The organism is thiotrophic endosymbiont of Bathymodiolus puteoserpentis (Logatchev) (assembly GCF_900127505.1).
GTDB lineage: Bacteria > Pseudomonadota > Gammaproteobacteria > PS1 > Pseudothioglobaceae > Thiodubiliella.
This window is the reverse complement of sequence record NZ_UEXF01000075.1, coordinates 116400-135565: the sequence shown is the minus strand read 5'-3', so window position 1 is coordinate 135565 and position 19166 is coordinate 116400. Positions and strand designations below refer to the sequence as shown.

Annotated in this window: 18 protein-coding genes and 2 pseudogenes; 9 read left to right on the top strand and 11 right to left on the bottom strand. The window is 38.2% G+C overall.

What is annotated here, in order from left to right; genetic code table 11:
* The coding region (locus BHECKSOX2_RS10380; RefSeq protein WP_245391377.1) for a transposase at window positions 1-357 on the top strand (357 nt) is incomplete at its 5' end.
* A gap of 101 nt (window positions 358-458) precedes the next feature.
* Here BHECKSOX2_RS10380 and BHECKSOX2_RS09910 read toward each other — a convergent pair.
* The 3 genes and pseudogenes from BHECKSOX2_RS09910 to BHECKSOX2_RS09900 all read right to left on the bottom strand — a co-directional run.
* A pseudogene (locus tag BHECKSOX2_RS09910) lies at window positions 459-770 on the bottom strand (Fic family protein); the annotation flags it as partial.
* A 3-nt stretch (window positions 771-773) separates the two neighbouring features.
* Window positions 774-938: a Fic/DOC family N-terminal domain-containing protein gene (locus BHECKSOX2_RS09905; protein ID WP_139683434.1), complete on the bottom strand. Its 165-nt coding sequence runs from the start codon at window positions 936-938 to the stop codon at window positions 774-776.
* A gap of 323 nt (window positions 939-1261) precedes the next feature.
* A complete protein-coding gene (locus BHECKSOX2_RS09900; RefSeq protein ID WP_139683433.1) occupies window positions 1262-1957 on the bottom strand; it encodes a hypothetical protein in 696 nt (231 codons plus the stop codon).
* A 599-nt stretch (window positions 1958-2556) separates the two neighbouring features.
* On the opposite strand from BHECKSOX2_RS09900, the gene BHECKSOX2_RS09895 reads away from it, so the two are divergent.
* The 4 genes from BHECKSOX2_RS09895 to BHECKSOX2_RS09880 are packed head-to-tail and all read left to right on the top strand — an operon-like array spanning window position 2557 to window position 5715.
* Window positions 2557-2739 carry a hypothetical protein gene (locus BHECKSOX2_RS09895; RefSeq protein ID WP_139683432.1) on the top strand — a complete coding sequence of 61 codons (183 nt, stop codon included), beginning with the start codon at window positions 2557-2559 and terminating at the stop codon, window positions 2737-2739.
* Between the two features lie 13 nt (window positions 2740-2752).
* Complete coding sequence (locus tag BHECKSOX2_RS10680) at window positions 2753-2863, top strand: hypothetical protein (protein WP_180323761.1); 111 nt, start codon at window positions 2753-2755, stop codon at window positions 2861-2863.
* Between the two features lie 13 nt (window positions 2864-2876).
* Entirely contained in the window at window positions 2877-4310 is a 1434-nt protein-coding gene (gatB, locus tag BHECKSOX2_RS09885; protein WP_139683431.1) for an Asp-tRNA(Asn)/Glu-tRNA(Gln) amidotransferase subunit GatB, read from the top strand.
* Complete coding sequence (locus BHECKSOX2_RS09880; RefSeq protein WP_245391376.1) at window positions 4279-5715, top strand: protein adenylyltransferase SelO; 1437 nt, start codon at window positions 4279-4281, stop codon at window positions 5713-5715. Before gatB ends, BHECKSOX2_RS09880 begins: the two co-directional genes overlap by 32 nt.
* On the opposite strand, the gene BHECKSOX2_RS09875 is transcribed toward BHECKSOX2_RS09880, so the two are convergent.
* Window positions 5712-6710, bottom strand: coding sequence for a hypothetical protein (locus tag BHECKSOX2_RS09875; protein WP_090715480.1), 999 nt, complete (start codon window positions 6708-6710; stop codon window positions 5712-5714). The genes BHECKSOX2_RS09880 and BHECKSOX2_RS09875 overlap by 4 nt on opposite strands.
* A 1-nt stretch (window position 6711) precedes the next feature.
* Window positions 6712-7338: a site-2 protease family protein gene (locus BHECKSOX2_RS09870; protein ID WP_139683443.1), complete on the bottom strand. Its 627-nt coding sequence runs from the start codon at window positions 7336-7338 to the stop codon at window positions 6712-6714.
* A gap of 35 nt (window positions 7339-7373) precedes the next feature.
* On the opposite strand from BHECKSOX2_RS09870, the gene BHECKSOX2_RS09865 reads away from it, so the two are divergent.
* Entirely contained in the window at window positions 7374-9056 is a 1683-nt protein-coding gene (locus BHECKSOX2_RS09865) for a proline--tRNA ligase (RefSeq protein WP_139683430.1), read from the top strand.
* On the top strand, window positions 9053-9865 hold the full coding sequence (gene asd, locus BHECKSOX2_RS09860; RefSeq protein WP_245391375.1) for an archaetidylserine decarboxylase: 813 nt from the start codon (window positions 9053-9055) through the stop codon (window positions 9863-9865). Before BHECKSOX2_RS09865 ends, asd begins: the two co-directional genes overlap by 4 nt.
* On the opposite strand, the gene BHECKSOX2_RS09855 is transcribed toward asd, so the two are convergent.
* The 6 genes and pseudogenes from BHECKSOX2_RS09855 to BHECKSOX2_RS10375 form a co-directional block, all read right to left on the bottom strand.
* Window positions 9857-11104 carry an HlyC/CorC family transporter gene (locus BHECKSOX2_RS09855; RefSeq protein WP_139683429.1) on the bottom strand — a complete coding sequence of 416 codons (1248 nt, stop codon included), beginning with the start codon at window positions 11102-11104 and terminating at the stop codon, window positions 9857-9859. The genes asd and BHECKSOX2_RS09855 overlap by 9 nt on opposite strands.
* 9 nt (window positions 11105-11113) lie before the next feature.
* The gene (gene eno / locus BHECKSOX2_RS09850) at window positions 11114-12394 is read right to left on the bottom strand and encodes a phosphopyruvate hydratase (RefSeq protein WP_139683428.1); all 1281 of its coding nucleotides are present in this window, start codon (window positions 12392-12394) and stop codon (window positions 11114-11116) included.
* Between the two features lie 14 nt (window positions 12395-12408).
* Entirely contained in the window at window positions 12409-13518 is a 1110-nt protein-coding gene (gene dnaJ / locus BHECKSOX2_RS09845) for a molecular chaperone DnaJ (protein WP_139683427.1), read from the bottom strand.
* A gap of 72 nt (window positions 13519-13590) precedes the next feature.
* Window positions 13591-15522: a molecular chaperone DnaK gene (dnaK, locus tag BHECKSOX2_RS09840; protein WP_139683426.1), complete on the bottom strand. Its 1932-nt coding sequence runs from the start codon at window positions 15520-15522 to the stop codon at window positions 13591-13593.
* 265 nt (window positions 15523-15787) lie between these two features.
* On the bottom strand, window positions 15788-16267 hold the full coding sequence (gene coaD, locus BHECKSOX2_RS09835; RefSeq protein ID WP_090714585.1) for a pantetheine-phosphate adenylyltransferase: 480 nt from the start codon (window positions 16265-16267) through the stop codon (window positions 15788-15790).
* A gap of 113 nt (window positions 16268-16380) precedes the next feature.
* A pseudogene (locus tag BHECKSOX2_RS10375) lies at window positions 16381-16620 on the bottom strand (transposase); the annotation flags it as partial.
* Between the two features lie 136 nt (window positions 16621-16756).
* Here BHECKSOX2_RS10375 and BHECKSOX2_RS09825 point away from each other — a divergent pair.
* Together BHECKSOX2_RS09825 and BHECKSOX2_RS09820 are read left to right on the top strand one after the other, a co-directional pair.
* Window positions 16757-17719: a transposase gene (locus tag BHECKSOX2_RS09825; RefSeq protein ID WP_139683425.1), complete on the top strand. Its 963-nt coding sequence runs from the start codon at window positions 16757-16759 to the stop codon at window positions 17717-17719.
* 441 nt (window positions 17720-18160) lie between these two features.
* Window positions 18161-19096 carry a hypothetical protein gene (locus tag BHECKSOX2_RS09820; protein ID WP_139683424.1) on the top strand — a complete coding sequence of 312 codons (936 nt, stop codon included), beginning with the start codon at window positions 18161-18163 and terminating at the stop codon, window positions 19094-19096.
* The last annotated feature ends 70 nt before the right edge of the window (window positions 19097-19166 follow it).

The following is a 19166-nucleotide window of genomic DNA, read 5'->3' as shown; positions in this document are numbered from 1 at the left end:
GTATGCGACCGAGGCTATGTTGGTGCAAAGGTAGTGCTCGGTGCAAACATCATCCTGCCTAAAAAAGCCCTTAAGCGAGACAATCGTTATCAACAAGACAAAAAGCGCAAACTGTGTAAAAGACGCGCAGCGATTGAGCCGATTATCGGACATCTTAAATCAGATTTTAGACTCTCTAGAAACCTACTCAAAGGGCAAGTTGGTGATGAGATTAATGTTTTAATGGCTGCCTGTGCTTGGAATTTGAGAAAATGGCTGGTGATAGCCACTATTTTTTTGTTTTGGCAAAAACTGGGCTTATTTTTTGTAAAATACCTAAGGTTTTTTGTGGTGCTGGATAAAAAGCAGTTTTGTTGATTTAGATGGTTGGGAAAATGGGTGGTTTTGGTTTGGTTGGGGTGGGTTTTTAAGGGGTGACTAAATACAAAATATTGATTATCCTGCCTTGTTCTACCATTGCCATTATAAAACGGGTGTATCGCCTCAAACTGATAGTGAATAATTGCCATATTAATAAGGCCATCTAAATCATTTTTTTCATTGATATGGGTTTCAAGATTGGTGAGTAATTTAACGATTTCTTGATGGTCTTGTGGTGGTTCGTAAATTATTTCACCTGTTTTATCGTTTTTTAGTTTTGCGCTTGTTTTGTTTGGGTGCGTATAACCTGCATCGTTGTTTTCTAAAATACTGTCATTAATTAAATCCACCCCTTGTAACAAACAAAGCACTTTGATAGCCTTTAACTTCTTTTGCCTCTTTGGTGGCATTTTTTAAGTCTGTTCCTGCTTGGTAAAGTTCATCGTGGGTGGTGCAATATTTTCAATCTCGCTACTGCCTTTTGCCTCTTGAAAAGTTAAGGCGTTAATCAAAATAAAACGATTAGGTGCGCTTTTTGCTGTTTCATTGAGAATTGCCAACGCTCTATTAGCACTAATGGATTTTTTTTAATCTCTTTAGTTTCTAATTCTTGTTTAACTGGCAAAAATTCAAGCATTGTCTCTTAGATGTATTTTTAATAGATTGTATTTTAACTGTCCCAACTACCCATAAGTCAAAAAAATGGGTAGGTTGGACGGTTAAAATTAAAACCCCTCAAAATATAATGAGATAAATTTTAACTGAGAATGTTAATAGTGTTGCACTTGGATTTTGAATCTAAAGGTTGATTTATGCAAAGGTCTCGTCTCGTCTCACATTAAAAAAAACCCACAATTAAGTGGGTTTTGTTGTATAAAAATTAGCAGTTAACGGTTATTAACTACATTACGATGAAATCGGTAATTGGTGTATCAGCATTATCAATCATAACAATATTAGGTAAATTACTGGCGTCAGGTCTACATTCTGTTAAAGTACGATTAAGTGCATCAAAATCAATCATAACAATATTAGGCAAATCACTAGTAGCATCAGGTCTACATTCTGTTAAAGTGCCATTAAATGAATCATTTGAATCAAAACCAACTTTCCCAGCAATATCAATAGCAGTATTGTTCTTTTCAGCTTCTAGTTTAGCATCAACTTTTGGTATAGTCTCAAGTAGTAGGTCAATGTTAACTATAAGAGGAGACGCAGCAAAACAAGCAATAGACGAAATACCACCATCATAGTCAGTCTTTTCTAAAGGGTTGACATCATTAATCTTAGCGTCATAATTAGGGATAAGGTTAGTCTTTACTGAAGGTTTGACATCATTAATCTTAGGGTAATTTTTAGAGGTAAAACCACAAAAACCATCACCATCATAGTTAGTCTTTGCATTAATCTCAATATCATCATTAGGGACAAAGTTAGTCTTTACTGAAGGTTTGACATCATTAATCCTAGGGTAATGTTTAGAGGTAACACCACAAAAACCATCACCATCATAGTTAATCTTTGAAATATTAATCTCAGTGTCATATTTTTTGTCGTCTAATCTTTTATTTAAATCTCTCATTTTACTTTTCTTCATTGTACTTCTCCTTATTATCAAAGGCTATATTATATATGAGACTTTTGCATAAATAGGGATAATTGGCAAAAGCCAATTTTTGCCCAATTGGTGATTTCTTTAAATCTTGCCCTAGCGAGGCTAAGGCTGGAAGGATAAGGGGCGCCTTAGATTCAACTTGTAAGTGCAACACTAATTAATATCCTCAGTTAAAAATGGCCAACCTGTATGTCTTTTTGTTTTGGATAATGCCGTTTTTAATGCGCCTGATATTTGTGTAAGCGACCATTGTTTGTAAATAACCTGATCCTTGATTTGATTGTACAGTAGTGCATTAGAACTCCCTTTATTTTTTTCTTTTCTTTTATTTTTTGGATTTGATGAATGATGAATAAATATTTAAACTAAAATTAAAGAAGTTATTGTGAGTAATGTTATTGAGAGACCTTTGCATAAATAGGAGTAATCATCATAAACCCACTTTTTACCCACTTGGTGATTTCTTTAAACCCGGCCTTGGCCCTGTTAGGACAAGGTTTAAAGAAATCACCAAGTGGGTAAAAATTGGGTTTTGTCAATCATCCCTAATTTATGCAAAGGTCTCATTGAATATAAAAACTATGTCGACAAGTGTTGAGCATTCTAACAAGGATAAATGCTTTTTTGGCAAGTTAGAGATGATTGATGACTTGGCTACATTTGAGGTAGATACGGTGGAGAATTTGGAGAGAAATTCTCAAGACAGTGTCAATCATTATATTGACACTTGTAAGCAGTTAAATAGGGAAGCACAAAACTTATAAGGGAGTTGTCAATGTGTGTATTAGTCCAAAATTACACAAATTGGTTCACCAAAAAGCATTAAAAAATAATATATTTTTAAATGCATTGGTGGGGAAGTTTTTAGGAAAATATATGGGTCATTAATTAGGAATACAATATGGAATGGGAAACAGTTATCGGGCTAGAGATTCATGCGCAATTAAATACAAAATCTAAGATATTTTCGGCGGCCTCTACTCAGTTTGGGGCGCAGCCGAACTCGCAGGCGTGTGCGGTGGATTTGGGGCTGCCGGGGGTGCTACCGGTATTGAATGTTGAGGTGGTGAATAAGGCAATTACCTTTGGTTTGGCGGTTGATGCGCATATCAATCAACGCAATGTGTTTGATCGGAAAAATTATTTTTACCCTGATTTGCCTAAGGGTTATCAGATTTCACAATTGGATTTACCGATTGTGGGTGAGGGGGCAATAGACATTGGGATGGATGAGGGGGTAAAAACCATTGGTATTACTCGGGCGCATTTGGAGGAGGATGCGGGTAAATCGGTGCATGATATGTTTGATGATGACACGGCGATTGATTTAAATCGTGCAGGAACGCCCTTGTTAGAAATTGTTTCTGATCCTGATATGCGCAGTGCCAAAGAGGCGGTGGCGTATGCCAAGAAAATTCATGCGTTGGTGCAGTATCTTGATATTTGTGATGGTAATATGGCACAGGGCTCGTTTCGTTGTGATGCCAATGTGTCTATTCGTCCGCTGGGGCAAGAGGTATTGGGCACTCGGGCGGAGCTTAAGAACATCAATTCATTTAAATTTTTGGAAAAAGCCATTAATTTAGAGGTGGAAAGACAGCGAGATATTTTGGAAGAAGGGGGTAGCGTGGCGCAGGAAACCCGTTTGTATGATTCGGTAAAGCACGAAACCCGCTCTATGCGTTCTAAAGAAGAGGCGAATGATTATCGCTATTTTCCAGACCCAGATTTATTGCCTGTTGAAATCTCAGATGCGTTATTGGCAACCATTAAAGCACAATTGCCAGAATTGCCACTTGAAAAAAAGGCGCGTTTTATTAAGCAATTGGGGCTAAGTGAGTATGATGCAGATGTACTCACTTCGCAGAAATCGTTGGCAGATTATTTTGAAATTATGCTCAAAGGTAATGAATCAAATGCCAAATTATGTGCCAATTGGGTGATGGGTGAATTGAGTGCTTTACTCAATAAAAACCAAATCGAAATCGAAAAATCTCCCGTATCAGCACAAGATTTATCGCTATTGATTGGGCGTATTGGCGATGACACTATTTCAGGGAAAATTGCCAAAGATGTGTTTAAAGCCATGTGGGAGGGTGAGGGCAACGCCGATGAGATTATTGATGCCAAAGGGCTTAAACAAATGACAGACACGAATGCCATTGAGCAGATTGTGGATGAGATTATTGAAAATAACGCACCGCAAGTGGCACAATTTAAATCGGGCAATGAAAAAATCTTAGGCTTCTTTGTAGGCCAAGCAATGAAAGCCACGCAGGGCAAGGCAAACCCTAAACTGTTGAATGAATTACTCAGGTCAAAACTTGGACAATAGCACTTTGGATTTTGCCACGCTGGGTAAGAATTTCTTTTCAGAAATTGAATGCCAGCCGTTAAAAAATACTTTCTTAATTCATAAAAATCAAGCACTTTATCGCAAGCTTGGTTTAGACTGGGACAGCCAGACTTTGCTTAAAATTGCCTCAGGTGAGCAATTTTTTCAAGGGGTGTCGCCAATTGCCAGTGTTTATGCAGGGCATCAATTTGGACATTTTGCAGGGCAGTTGGGTGATGGGCGCAGTTGTCTGATTGGGCAAGTGCCACACAATCCCCCTTTACAAGGGCAGATACACAGCCACGAGTTTTCACTCAAAGGGGCGGGAAAAACGCCTTATTCAAGAGGGGCAGATGGACGGGCAGTGTTGCGCTCCTCTATTCGTGAATACCTTTGTTCCATTGCTATGCAAGGGCTGAATATTGCCACTACTGAGGCATTAACTTTGGTGGGAAGTGAGACCGAGGTTTATCGAGAAAACATTGAAACGGGGGCGATTGTAATGCGCACGGCATCCAGTCATATTCGTTTTGGTCATTTTGAGTGGTTTGCTGCCCTTGGGCAAAAAACCGAGGTTAAAAAATTGGCTGATTTTGTTATTGAGCATTATTATCCGCAGTGTCAAGGCGTGCAAAAATATGTTGATTTTTTCAATGAAGTGGTGGAGCGCACTGCCAAAATGATTGCCCATTGGCAAGCCCAAGGCTTTGCACACGGAGTAATGAATACTGATAATATGTCTATTCTTGGCTTGACGATTGATTATGGACCTTTTGGATTTTTGGAAACCTACAATCCTAAATTCATCTGCAATCACTCCGATCACGAAGGGCGCTATGCTTTTGATCAACAGCCGGGGATCGGTTTGTGGAATTTATCTCGATTGGCGGACAGTTTGAGCAGTTTGATAGAAGTTAAGCAAGCCAAAACCGTTTTAGATAATTATCAGCCATATTTGGTCAAGGCTTATTCAACATTGATGCGAAAAAAGTTCGGTTTCACTCAAAAGGACGAGCAAGATAATGTACTAATCGGTCAATTTTTTGAAGTGCTGTATCAACATAAAAAAGACTATAGTAATTCATTAAGACAGTTGTCTGATATAGATAAATTAACGCAGGACACTGATTTTGATGCGTGGATTAAGTTGTATGACAAGCGCATTGCACAGGAAGATAATCCGAATAGAATAGAGATGATAAAGAGCGTAAATCCCAAGTATATTTTGCGTAATTATTTGGCAGAGGTTGCCATTCGAAAAGCAGAAGATGACAAGGATTATGGTGAGATTGACACGCTATTTACTTTACTGAGTAGCCCATTTTCTGAACACCAAGATCTTGAAGGTTATACGCAAGAAGCGCCAGATTGGGCAAAAAATTTAGAGGTGAGTTGCTCTTCTTAGTCTGACACTCGTGCTAAATATTTGCTGATTGATTCTGGCAATAAATTTAACAAAGCACTTCTGGCTTGATGCCAGAAAGCCGATAAAAGTAGCAGTGTGGCACCAATTAATACACCTGTTAAAGCAAAATTATAGCCAATGTCTCCATAGGTCTTTAAGATATTTGAAATTGCATACAGTACATACGCCATAGAGGAAACCATAAAGGCGCGTCTATCAACGGCGATGGACAATAAACTCATAAAGACATACAAGGCAATCACAATAATTAAGGTGCTAACACTTTCATTACCGTCTAGCACGCCAAGCATTCCAAAAATAGGGTGAATAATTAAGGGAGCAGATGCTAGATGCAACCAAAAAGCAACATCAGATTTGTAGGTAACTCTATGAATATCGGCATAATCCCAAAACATAGCCAATACAAAGGTAATGATGCCAAAAATCAATAAAATTGGCAGTAAATAATCTTTTGTTTCAGGAAAAATGGAGATACTGAGTGCAACTAAAAAAACAATGAGCGAAGTGGCTCCAACGGCAACTGTAATTGGCACTTTAAAGCGCAACCAATGCAAATAGGCGCCCAATGTTGACAAGGAAGCGGCAATGGTTATATTAATATTCTCTGAGAATGATAATAAATTCATACACAGAGTGAATATGCCACCAATAAAAGCAATTAATAAAACAATGGCAGGCAAGGACATTTTTCTTTTACGGACAAAAAATTCACTTAAACCCCATGTAATGATTGGAAATACAATATAACCACTGTTATTTTGGATAGCGTTTAACACCCATCCTGAGGAAAATAGCAATAATAAGCAAGCGATAACAACAAAAATATCGTTGAAACTACCAATCAGCTTAAAATTTTCTTCATCTACATGGTTTGTGTTTTTGCTTGTAGCAATAAATTGTCTAAAATTGTCAACCGATGATTGGTTGAAAATAGTTTGTTTTACAGCATTATTTAAGTCTTCTTCTGTGTACATATTAATTTAATAGTCCTAGTAAATAATTTAAAATAAAGTTAACGATAGGTAAGATTACTCGTTCAAAAATACCCAAGAACAACAAACCTAGTAAGATATATAGACCATAAGCTTCTAATTTATTATACCGATAAGCCAAGTGGTTTGGCAATAATGCACTCACCACACGAGAGCCATCCAGTGGTGGCAGGGGAAGCAAGTTAAACACACCCAAAACTAGATTGATAGCAATACCAAAGTGTGCCATATCCTCTAAAAGTTGAGATTGCAAGTTGCGTGCAAAGACAATAACCAATAACCATAACAATGCCATTATAAAGTTAGACACAGGTCCAGCAAGGGCAACTAAAATCATATCCTGTTTTGGAGATTTAAGGGCGTTAAAGTTGATGGGGACAGGCTTTGCCCAACCAAACAGAAAAGGTGATCCTGTGAAAAATAAGATCGCAGGCATTAAGATTGTACCCACTGGGTCAATGTGTTTAATCGGGTTTAAAGTCAGCCTACCAAGCATTCTAGCAGTGGAATCGCCACGCTGATTGGCAACCCAGCCGTGAGCAAATTCATGCACAGTGATAGCAAAGATTAAAGGAATTGCGTAAATTAAAAGCGTTTGAAAATCAGGCATAGGTAAAATCATATTTTTTGTTTTGACTATTATAAATGAAAACCAGCCAAATTCTTATCCCAACACAAAAAGAAGCGCCAAATGATGCACAGATTATTTCGCATCAATTGATGATTCGTGCGGGGCTTATTTCTAAACTTGCATCGGGCTTGTATTCGTATTTGCCGATGGGCTTGAGAGTATTGCAAAAAGTAGAGAAAATCATTCGTGAAGAAATGAATAACTCAGGTGCACAAGAAGTGCTAATGCCTGTTACACAACCTGCAGAGTTGTGGCAAGAATCAGGGCGTTGGGATGAATACGGTGCAGAATTATTACGCTTTCATGACAGACATAATAGAGCATTCTGCCTAGGCCCAACACATGAGGAGGTGGTTACCCATCTTGCTAGTCAATATCTTAATAGTTATAAGCAACTGCCGATGAATTTTTATCAAATTCAAACCAAGTTTCGTGATGAGATTCGCCCTCGTTTTGGGGTGATGCGTTCGCGGGAGTTTATTATGAAAGATGCGTATTCGTTTCATTTGGATAAGGACAGTATGCAGGCAGAATTTGAAAAAATGCACGCCACTTATTGCCAAATATTTGAGCGTCTTGGACTTAATTATCGCCCAGTGTTGGCAGACAGTGGTAGTATTGGTGGTGAGAGTTCTATTGAATTTCATGTGTTGGCAGAGTCTGGCGAAGATGCTATTTGCTTCTCTGATGAGTCTGATTATGCTGCTAATATTGAAAAAGTAGCTTTCTCTAAACAAGAAAAAACCAACAGTACCAGTGCCAGTGAAAAACAGGTATTAACGAAGAAGATAACCAGTATTGAAGAGGTTGCACAGTTCTTAAAAGTTGAGCAAGCGCAATGTGTAAAAACATTAATTATTAAGACGGCTAATGGTTATAAGGCTTTAGCGCTTCGTGGTGACCACGAGCTAAATGAAATCAAAACACAAAACTTATTGGGTGATTTTGAATTTGCCAGTGATGAGGAAATTAAGTCATTTGATTTGAAAAAAGGTTTTATTGGTGTTAAAGATTTAAGTATTGATTTGATTGTAGATTATTCAGCCGAAGTGATGGTGGATTTTGTCTGTGGTGCAAATCAATGGGACTATCATTTGACCGGTTGTGTGTGGGACGGTATTAAGTTTAAGACGGCTGATCTGCGTAATGCTGTTGCAGGTGATGCTTCACCCGATGGCAAGGGTAAGTTAGTGATTAAACGCGGTATTGAAGTGGGGCATATTTTCCAATTGGGTGATAAGTACTCCAAAGCGATGAACGCCAATGTGATTGGTGAATCTGGCAAAGCAGTGACGATGATGATGGGTTGTTATGGTATTGGTGTTACGCGTGTTGTGGCAGCCGCAATTGAGCAAAATTATGATGAGAGGGGTATTATTTTCCCAGCAAGTATTGCACCTTTTTGCGTGGTGATTGTGCCGATCAACTACAACAAATCCACTCGTGTTAAAGACTTAGCAGATAATTTATATCAGCAATATTTGGATGCTGGCATTGAAGTATTGCTTGACGATAGAAAAGAGCGTGCCGGTATTATGTTTGCCGATAGTGAGCTCTTAGGTATTCCGCATCGACTGGTGCTTAGTGATACGCATGCTGATAACGGCAATGTTGAATATAAAGCTAGAAATAACCCTGAAAAAATTGAAGTGAAATTCAATAACGCACTTGCCTTTATTCAATCAAAATTAAAATGATTTGGCTACAATACTTATTGCCACAGCATTGGCTTTCAAAGTTGATGTTTCGTTTTGCACGCATTGAAAATACTTGGCTTAAAAATACCTTTATTCGCTGGTTTGTTAAAACCTATCAAGTAAATTTGTCTGAGGCACAACGCGAGCAAGTAGAAGACTACAAGAGTTTTAACGACTTCTTTACCCGTAGTCTAAAGCCTGGTGCTAGAGTGATTGCCAAGTGTTCAATTGTCTGCCCTGTAGATGGTGTTGTTTCTCAAGTTGGCAATATTAACAATGCGCAAATCGTGCAAGCAAAAAATCATAATTACAGCGTGGCACAGTTGTTGGCAAATAATGAGAAAGCAGGCGAATTTACCAGTGGTTTTTTTACTACGATTTACCTCTCACCAAAAGACTATCATCGTATTCATATGCCTTATGATGGCAAATTGATTGCCATGGATTATATTCCTGGTGATTTATTCTCAGTCAATCAAAAAACTGTGCAAAGTGTCAATGGTTTGTTTGCTCGTAATGAGCGTGTGGTGTGTTATTTTGAGACTGAGTTTGGTATCTGTGGGTTTGTTTTGGTGGGGGCTATTTTTGTTGGCTCAATGCAAACGGTATGGCATGGACAAATTACCCCACCATATACCAAAAAAGTGAAACATTTTGATTATCAAAACCAGAATATTCAACTCAAAAAAGGTGAAGAAATGGGTAGATTTAATATGGGTTCAACCGTGATTATGCTCATGCCTAATAAAGACAACAAACTAAACCTCAAAGAAGGTGAAACGGTGAGGATGGGGCAGGCGTTAATCTAGTTTTGTTAATCTAACCAACTTAATGGTTTGCTCAGAAATTTGCACAATATCAATCAAGATGTTATCAATTTTTAGGCTGACATCATGTTTAGGAATGCTTTGTAATGTTTCTAAAATTAGACCGTTTAAAGTTTTAGCTTTAGTAACAGATAAGTCTAATTGCAACAATAGATTTAACTCTCGTATATTAACCCTAGGGTCAACTAAATAACTACCATCCTTCTGCTTAATGATTTCATCAATAATTTCATTTTGATTTGAAGTAAATTGACCCACAATTTCTTCCAGGATATCTTCAACAACAATCGCACCACGGACTTCACCGTACTCATCAACCACCAATCCCAAGCGTCTTTTTTGTGTTTGAAAATGCGCCAATTGGTGCGCTAGAGAAGTGCCTTCTGGCACAAAATAAGGTGTGCGAATCAATGTTAAGACATTCTCAATACTAAAGTCGCCTTTGGCATATAAATTTACAATATCACGCATATGTAGCAGACCTGTGATGTTGTCGCTTGATGTGTCATAAATTAGAAGTCTGGTATGTTGTATGTGTTTTAACTGCTTTAAAAGATCACCGGGCTTGTTAATGTCAACACTGATTAATTCATTTCTGGGGATCATAATATCTTCAACTTTCACTTTCTCTAAGTCAATAATATTAAGTAGCATTTTTTGATAGTTTGAGGCAATAATTGGCTTGGCATCATTCACTACCATTCTAAGCTCTTCTGAAGTAATGCTTTCGTTTTCATTTTGTGTTTTTACCCCTAAAGAAGCAAGAATAATTTTACTAATTTGTGCAATTATCCAAACAAAAGGCTTGAATAATTTGATAAATAGGTCAATAACAATCGAAGCGGGAAGGGCGACTTTTTCAGGGTTTTTAGCAGCAAAGGTTTTTGGTGTGGTTTCTGCAAAAACCAAAATAACAAAAGTTAATGCCAGTGATGCTAATATGACCGATCCTTCACCCCAAAGCTTAATTGCTAGTATCGTGGCAATACTGGCAGCAAAAATATTAACCAGATTATTACCCAATAAAATTGTGCCAATTAAATGGTCTAAATCATCTAGTAAACGCTCGGTGCGTTTGGCATTTTTGTTGGTTTTAGCGAGTACTTTGAGACGATAGCGATTAATCGCCATCATTGAAGTTTCAGTCGATGAGAAAAAAGCAGAAGCTAAGATAAGCCCTAATAGGATTATGATTAACCAAGGAGTTGAGAGTGAATCCAAGCGCTCAGTTTAACGCAAATGATTAAAAGCAGCAAGTCCAGGATAGATTGCATTCTCACCTAATTCTTCTTCAATACGCAATAGACGGTTATATTTTGCCAAACGATCAGAACGCGACAGTGAGCCTGTTTTAATTTGACCACAGCCTGTTGCTACAGCTAAATCTGCAATGGTGGTGTCTTCAGTTTCGCCAGATCGATGTGACATTACACAAGTGTAACCAGCCTTTTCAGCCATTTCCATGGCAGCAAAAGTTTCACTCAATGTGCCAATTTGATTAACTTTTATAAGGATTGAATTGGCGATATTTTTATCGATACCTTCGGCAAGAATCTTGCTGTTAGTAACGAATAAATCATCGCCAACCAGTTGTACTTTATCACCAATTTTCTTACTGAGTAAATCCCAACCATCCCAATCATCCTCGTCCATGCCATCTTCGATAGAGAGTATTGGGTAGTTTTCTACCCAGTTGGCTAAGTAATCAGTAAATTCTTGTGAAGTTAGTGAGCGATTTTCAGAAGCAAGATTGTAAGTGCCATTTTCATAGAACTCAGAACTGGCTGCATCAATGCCAATAAAGATGTCTTTGCCTGCGGTGTAGCCTGCTTTTTTAATGGCTTCTAAAATGACTTTAATCGCATCTTCATTCGAAGCAAGATCAGGTGCAAAACCCCCTTCATCACCAACAGCAGTATTGAGTCCTTTAGCCTCTAAGACAGATTTAAGATGGTGAAACACTTCTGCACCATAACGCAAAGCCTCTTTGAAACTTGGTGCACCCGCAGGGATAATCATAAATTCTTGAATGTCCACACTGTTGTTGGCGTGCTCACCGCCGTTGATAATGTTCATCATTGGTACTGGTAATTTGTACTTAGCGCCTAAATCTAATGTGTCGTACAGGGGTTTGTTCTGTCTGTTGGCATTCGCATGAGCCGCTGCCAATGATACTGCCAAAATAGCATTGGCACCTAGGCGTGATTTTGTCTGCGTGCCGTCAAGTGCAATCATTAAAGCGTCAATTTTTCCTAAATCTGTAATATCAGAACCCACTAAGGCCTGAGCAATTTCAGTATTGATAAATGCAACTGCTTTCAAAACACCTTTGCCAAGATAACGAGATTTGTCACCATCACGCAATTCTAACGCCTCGCGTGCACCTGTTGAAGCGCCTGATGGCACCATCGCACTACCCATTGTGCCATCGTTAAGAATAATATCTGCTTCAATGGTTGGGTTGCCTCTAGAATCTAGAATTTCACGAGCTTGAATGTGTTTGATTTTCACTGTGCGTCCTTTACTTATTTTAAAAATGACTTCATTTTACCAAAGAAGGAGTCTGACTCAGGGTGTTGTTTCTTTCCGCATGAGTTTGAGAATTCTTGTAACAATTCTTTTTGCTTTGTATTGAGATTAACAGGTGTCTCAAGTTTGACTTGGCAAATCAAATCACCTGTGCCACTACCTTGTAAACCAGTAATACCTTTGCCTTTTAAACGGAACTGTTTGTCTGTTTGTGTGCCTTCTGGAATTTTAATCTTTAATTTTCCACTCAGTGTTGGTACTTCAATACTACCACCTAGTGCCGCTGAGGCAAAATCAATGGGCACACCGCAATACAAATCATTGCCGTGACGCTCAAAAATATTGTGTGGTCTAACATGAATTTCAATATATAAATCACCGTTCGGTCCACCACGAGCGCCAGCTTCACCTTCGCCTGTGAGACGAATACGATTGCCAGTATCAACACCTGCAGGAATTTTAGCCGAGAGTGTTTTTTGTCTGCGAACCACACCTTTACCATGACAATCGCCACAAGGTGAATCAATCACTTGTCCCGCACCTCTACATTGTGGGCAAGGTTGTTGTACTTGGAAAGGGCCTTGCTGCATATGCACTTGTCCCGCACCTTGACAAGTGCCACAAGTTTTAGCACTGGTGCCTGGCTTAGCACCAGAACCATGACAAGTGTCACATTTTTCGCCTTTAGGAACACGGATTTGAACGGTCTTACCTTCGGCTGCTTCTTTTAGGTCTATTTCTAAATCGTAGCGTAAATCCGAACCACGATTATCTGCTTGCGCTTGGCGACTACCCCCAAAAATATCACCAAAAATATCACCAAAACCACCACCACCACCGAATGGGCTGCCACCACCAAAACCGCCGCCTGCATTGCCATTGACGCCTGCATGACCAAACTGGTCGTAGGCTTGTCGTTTTTGCTTATCAGACAAAACTGAATAGGCTTTTTGTATTTCCTTAAAGGTCCTCTCAGCGGACTCTTTGTTGTTTTTGTTGCGGTCAGGGTGATGTTTCATTGCTAAGCGTTTATACGCTTTTTTGATGATTTTTGCATCATCACCTTTGTTAACACCTAATACTTCGTAATAATCTCTTTCTGACATGGTCTAATTTCCCGTAAAGCAAAAAACCCTCTTTAACAGAAGGTCTTTTTGTGTGAGTTTAAATAAAACGATTTACTTCTTATCGTCGTCCTTAACTTCTTCAAAGTCGGCATCTACCACATCCGCATCTTGTGCGCCTGCATTAGCGGCATCAGTAAAGCCATCACCGCCCGCATCTGTAGCTACTTTTGCTTGTGCTTTTTCAGCCAAAGGTTGAGCTACTTCGCTAAGACTTTGAACTTTAGTATCAATGGCTTCTTTGTCATCTGCTTTCATAGCTTCTTCAAGCTCAGTAATTGCTGCCTCAATTGCCGTTTTTTCATCGTCTGATACTTCATCTTTGTGTTCATCTAACAGTTGCTTGGTTGAGTGAATGATTGAATCTGCCATATTACGCGTGGTTACCAATTCTTGGAATTTCTTATCTTCCTCGGCGTTCGCTTCTGCATCTTTAATCATCTTTTCAACTTCTTCATCGCTCAAGCCACTTGATGCTTTAATGGTAATGCTTTGCTCTTTGCCAGAGTTCTTATCCTTGGCAGAAACATTTAAAATACCATCAGAATCAATGTCTAAAGTTACTTCAATTTGCGGCTGACCTTTGGGCGCATTAGGAATGCCCTCAAGGTTGAATTGACCCAATGACTTGTTTGCACTTGCAATTTCACGCTCACCTTGTAAAACATGAACCGTTACCGCTGACTGGTTGTCTGCTGCAGTTGAGAAGACTTGCGATGCATTGGTTGGAATGGTTGTGTTCTTTTCAATCAACTTAGTCATTACGCCACCCATAGTCTCAATACCGAGTGATAATGGTGTTACATCTAATAACAAGACATCTTTAACATCGCCGCCAAGTACGCCTGCTTGCACCGCAGCACCCATTGCCACTGCCTCATCAGGGTTAACATCTTTTTTCGGCTCTTTGCCAAAGAATTTTTTCACTGCTTCTTGCACTTTAGGCATACGCGTAGAGCCACCAACGATAATCACTTCATCAATATCTTTGGCAGATAAATCTGCATCTTTCAATGCAATCTTACAAGGGTCAATTGAGCGCTTGATTAAATCTTCAACCAAAGATTCTAATTTAGCACGGGTCAATTTAATATTAAGGTGTTTAGGGCCTGAGGCGTCAGCGGTAACATACGGAAGATTAACCTCAGTTTGCTCAGAAGAAGACAACTCAATCTTGGCTTTTTCTGCTGCTTCTTTTAAGCGTTGTAGTGCCATTGGGTCATTTTTTAAATCAACGCCTTGCTCTTTTTTAAATTCATCTACCAAGTAATTAATAATGCGCTGGTCAAAATCTTCACCTCCTAGAAAAGTATCGCCGTTGGTTGACAAAACTTCAAAGTGTTTTTCACCATCAATGTCTTCCATTTCAATAATGGAAACATCAAATGTACCACCACCTAAGTCGTATACAGCAACAGTTTTGTCGCCTTTAGATTTGTCTACACCGTAAGCCAATGCCGCTGCTGTTGGCTCATTGATAATGCGCTTAACATCCAAACCTGCAATCTTGCCGGCATCTTTGGTGGCTTGCCTCTGTGAGTCGTTAAAATAAGCAGGAACTGTAATAACCGCTTCTGTTACTTTTTCACCTAAATAGTCTTCGGCTGTTTTTTTCATCTTTTCAATAACTTTTGCTGAAATCTCAGGTGCCGCCATTTTTTTGCCGTTCACCTCAACCCATGCATCGCCATTGTCTGCTTTAACAATTTTGTAAGGTACAAGATCAATATCTTTTTGTACTGCTTCTTCGTCAAAACGACGACCGATTAATCGTTTAATTGCATATAGTGTGTTTTCAGGGTTAGTAACCGCTTGTCGTTTGGCGCTTTGACCTACCAAAACTTCCTCTGAATCTTTTGGAAAAGCAATAATAGAGGGGGTGGTGCGATCACCTTCAGAATTTTCAATGATCTTTATATTGCCACCATCCATAATGGCAACACATGAATTGGTGGTTCCTAAATCAATACCGATAATTTTTGACATTTTTTGCTCCTTTTAAATAGTTGTGGAGCTTATATAGGGACATAAAAAATTTAGTCAAGTAAAAAATGGATTAAATTTTTTTCTTTTAGAGGTCTTTGCATAAATTAGGAATGATTGGAAAAATCCAATTTTTGCCCAATTGATGATTTCTTTAAACCTTGTCTTAGCAGGGCTAAGACTAGGTTTAACCTCCTAGAGGACTGCTGGGTATCGCTGGAAAAATCGCCAAGTGGGTGAAAAGTGGATTTATGATGATTATTCTTATTTATGCAAAGGTTTCTTTTAATAGGGTTTCAATATTAGCTGGTACAAAACTACTAATATTGCCACCAAGGGATAAAATTTCTCTAACTAAGGAAGAAGAGATATTGGCATATTGTTCTGCTGGGGTCATAAATAGGGTTTCAATATGGGGGTTGAGATGTTTGTTCATACCTGAGAGTTGGAACTCATATTCAAAATCACTTACCGCTCGCAATCCACGCAAAATAATCTGTGCATTTTGTGCCTCGGCGAAGTCCACCAATAAAGTATCAAAACTCATCACTTTGATATTATCAATATCCGTCAAGGCATCTCTAGCGCCTTTTAATCTATTGTTAATAGTTAAAAAAGATGATTTTTTGCTATTTTGCGTAATGCCAATAATCACGGTATCAAATAATTTGCTAGCGCGTTTTATTAAGTCAATATGTCCATTAGTAATGGGGTCAAAAGAACCGGGATAAATTGCAATTTTTTTCATGTCTCTGATTATACCTTCTTGAATTCAAATCATCACTACAACGCTTAATTAGTCGCCCCTTAAAAACCCATTCCAAACCAAACCAAAACCACCCATTTTGCCAACCATCTAAATCAACAAAACTGCTTTTTATCCAGCACCACAAAAAACCTTAGGTATTTTACAAAAAATAAGCCTAGTTTTTGCCAAAACAAAAAAATAGTGGCTATCACCAGCCATTTTCTCAAATTCCAAGCACAGGCAGCTATTAAAACATTAATCTCATCACCAACTTGCCCTTTGAGTAGGTTTCTAGAGAGTCTAAAATCTGATTTAAGATGTCCGATAATCGGCTCAATCGCTGCGCGTCTTTTACACAGTTTGCGCTTTTTGTCTTGTTGATAACGATTGTCTCGCTTAAGGGACTGTTGAAAATAAAAACCCAAAAAACAACCAAAAAACACCATATTTATAGTAAAATACTATTAATATCAACAACTTAAAAAAATAATGACCACTCAAACAGAAATCATCAACCTAGAAGACTTAGTTCCAACCAACCACCTCTATCGTAAATTCACCAAACTTATTGATTTAGACAAAATAACCAATAAGCACTTAACCACAATTGCTGGTAATAGTAATTACAAAGGCTACGGTATCAACACCCTATTTAAAACATTGTTATTACAACATCTAGAAGATATTAGCGACAGAGCGTTAGAAAGATTCTTACAAGAAAATACCGCTGCCAAATGGTTTTGTAATTTCGCTTTAAGCGATAAAACGCCAACTTATAGTATCTTTTCAAAGATGCGAACAAAAATAGGCACACATCTTTTATCCAAAATTTTTAACGAAGTTAAAAATATACTTAAATCCAAAGGCTATCTAAATGAAGTCTTTACCTTTATTGACGCTTCTCATTTAGTCGCAAAAGCCAACCTTTGGCAAGAGCGAGATTTAGCCATTGCTAATAAATTAGAAAAACTCAACAACACAACGCTACCAAAGGTGGCTTATGACCAACAAGCAAAGTTTGGCGCCAAAGGTAAAAATAAATTCTGGTATGGTTTTAAAAAACACATTAGTGTGGATATGCAATCAGGGTTAATCAACAAAGTTGCATTAACCCCTGCTAACATCACAGATGCCAAAGGTTTAAAACATGTACTACCAGGCTCTGGTGCCATCTATGCAGATAAAGGCTATTGTGATAAACAAACTCATATTGATGCTAAACGCAAAGGTTGTAATCTAAAGGCTATCTTGAAAAACAATATGAAAAATAAAAATAAGGGTAGAGACAGTTTTATCACAAAAATGCGTAGTCCGTATGAGCGAGTATTCTCTCAAACTAATCATCGAACAAGGTATAGGGGTGTTGCTAAAAATCAGTTTGCAATGTTTATGGAATCATTGGCGTTTAATCTTAAAAGAATGGTGATTTTAAATGAAGAGTATGGTTTTTAAGGGAGGGGTATTGTTTGTTTTTTGTTGATTTTAAGGGAAATTGACAAAAAATGGGAAGATAGCGGGGTTTAATGGGGGAAATTGGGTTTTAGATTTTTTTAAAAAAATTATTTAAATTTAACGGTTTCATACAGGTACAATTTTATTTTTAGAGATATTGTGATTTTTAAGTGCTAAAAGTTAGACTTTATCACTTATTAAAGAAAGGAGACCTTTGCATAAGGTAGGGGTGATTGACAAAATCCAATTTTTGCCCAATTAGTGATTTCTTTAAACCTTTTCCTAGCAGGGTTAAGGCTGAGTTTACCCACCTAGAGAACTGCTGGGTGTCGCTGGAAAAATCGTCAAGTGGGTGAAAAGTGGGTTTCTGATGATTATTCCTATTTATGCAAAGGTCTCAAAGTGTTAAAAATAATAAAATAGTTTGTCATTGGGAGAGAAATGAGAACAATCAAATTAAGTATATTGAGTTTGTTGCTTTTTAGTAGTTTAAGCGCACTAGGAGAGCAGTGTTACAATAAAGCAGGAAAAAAAATTCCAAACTCTGTTTACACCTACACTAGGGTTGATAGTATGCATACTTGCACATGTACTGGTGGATTTAAGTATACGGATAATAATTCATCTGATAAAGTTATTGGTAATGTATTCACGGGAACTTGCACCCCCATTGAGAACAGTTCTGCAACCATATCGCCAGCCACATGGGCTGTTCCTGTTGCAATAGTAAGTGTTGCAATTGCTTCTGGTGCTGGTTACTATTTTTATAAATCGAATTTTTTTAGTCTACACGCAAATTTAAATGAGAATATTGTAGCAAGAAATATCCGACATATTAATGAAGAAGGGCGTGAATTATTTGATTCAGGAAACCCAGAAGGCACTACTTCTGAGATTCAGCAGCTGCGTTCTGAATATGATCCTCTTATTCCTTCAGGAGAAAATCCCTCCTCAAGCATGACAATGGAGGAATTTTCTTTAGGAAAACCCATAGACGAACTTGAAATTATACCGGAAGAGATGTCATTTGCAGATGCGCCTTTCAACGAAAGTTTGCTGGAAACAACTGTTCCAATTGCAGATCGGCGGCTTAAAGATAAAGATTGGCATTGGCTTTGGGATAAAGATAATGAAGTTAAACCAGGTGAGGACCTTTTATCAAAAATAGAAAAACAAATACAAGATGTTCGAGAAGCCTATAAGGCAGCTGGCGGAGAAAATATAGAGATGGAAGAAATGTTTCCAAAGCAATCAATCTCTAATCCTGAGATTCCTGGTATTCCTGATGCTGCCATTGGAACCAATCCGCCTAAGGACATAGAAAAATGGAATAGAGACAAGGAGTTGACAGAGGAAGAGGGCGAGACATGTTTTTGAGCCTCTTAAATTTGAAATAACTCCAACTAAAGCGTTATTTAATTGTTTATTAAATTTTACACAATACATA

Excerpts from the sequence above, each read along its gene's own strand:
- BHECKSOX2_RS09900 (WP_139683433.1), bottom strand. The coding sequence starts at position 1,957 with ATGAAGAAAAGTAAAATGAGAGATTTAAATAAAAGATTAGACGACAAA.
- BHECKSOX2_RS09895 (WP_139683432.1), top strand. The coding sequence starts at position 2,557 with ATGTCGACAAGTGTTGAGCATTCTAACAAGGATAAATGCTTTTTTGGC.
- gatB (WP_139683431.1), top strand. The coding sequence starts at position 2,877 with ATGGAATGGGAAACAGTTATCGGGCTAGAGATTCATGCGCAATTAAAT.
- BHECKSOX2_RS09880 (WP_245391376.1), top strand. The coding sequence starts at position 4,279 with ATGAATTACTCAGGTCAAAACTTGGACAATAGCACTTTGGATTTTGCC.
- BHECKSOX2_RS09875 (WP_090715480.1), bottom strand. The coding sequence starts at position 6,710 with ATGTACACAGAAGAAGACTTAAATAATGCTGTAAAACAAACTATTTTC.
- BHECKSOX2_RS09870 (WP_139683443.1), bottom strand. The coding sequence starts at position 7,338 with ATGCCTGATTTTCAAACGCTTTTAATTTACGCAATTCCTTTAATCTTT.
- BHECKSOX2_RS09865 (WP_139683430.1), top strand. The coding sequence starts at position 7,374 with ATGAAAACCAGCCAAATTCTTATCCCAACACAAAAAGAAGCGCCAAAT.
- asd (WP_245391375.1), top strand. The coding sequence starts at position 9,053 with ATGATTTGGCTACAATACTTATTGCCACAGCATTGGCTTTCAAAGTTG.
- dnaJ (WP_139683427.1), bottom strand. The coding sequence starts at position 13,518 with ATGTCAGAAAGAGATTATTACGAAGTATTAGGTGTTAACAAAGGTGAT.
- dnaK (WP_139683426.1), bottom strand. The coding sequence starts at position 15,522 with ATGTCAAAAATTATCGGTATTGATTTAGGAACCACCAATTCATGTGTT.
- coaD (WP_090714585.1), bottom strand. The coding sequence starts at position 16,267 with ATGAAAAAAATTGCAATTTATCCCGGTTCTTTTGACCCCATTACTAAT.
- BHECKSOX2_RS09825 (WP_139683425.1), top strand. The coding sequence starts at position 16,757 with ATGACCACTCAAACAGAAATCATCAACCTAGAAGACTTAGTTCCAACC.
- BHECKSOX2_RS09820 (WP_139683424.1), top strand. The coding sequence starts at position 18,161 with ATGAGAACAATCAAATTAAGTATATTGAGTTTGTTGCTTTTTAGTAGT.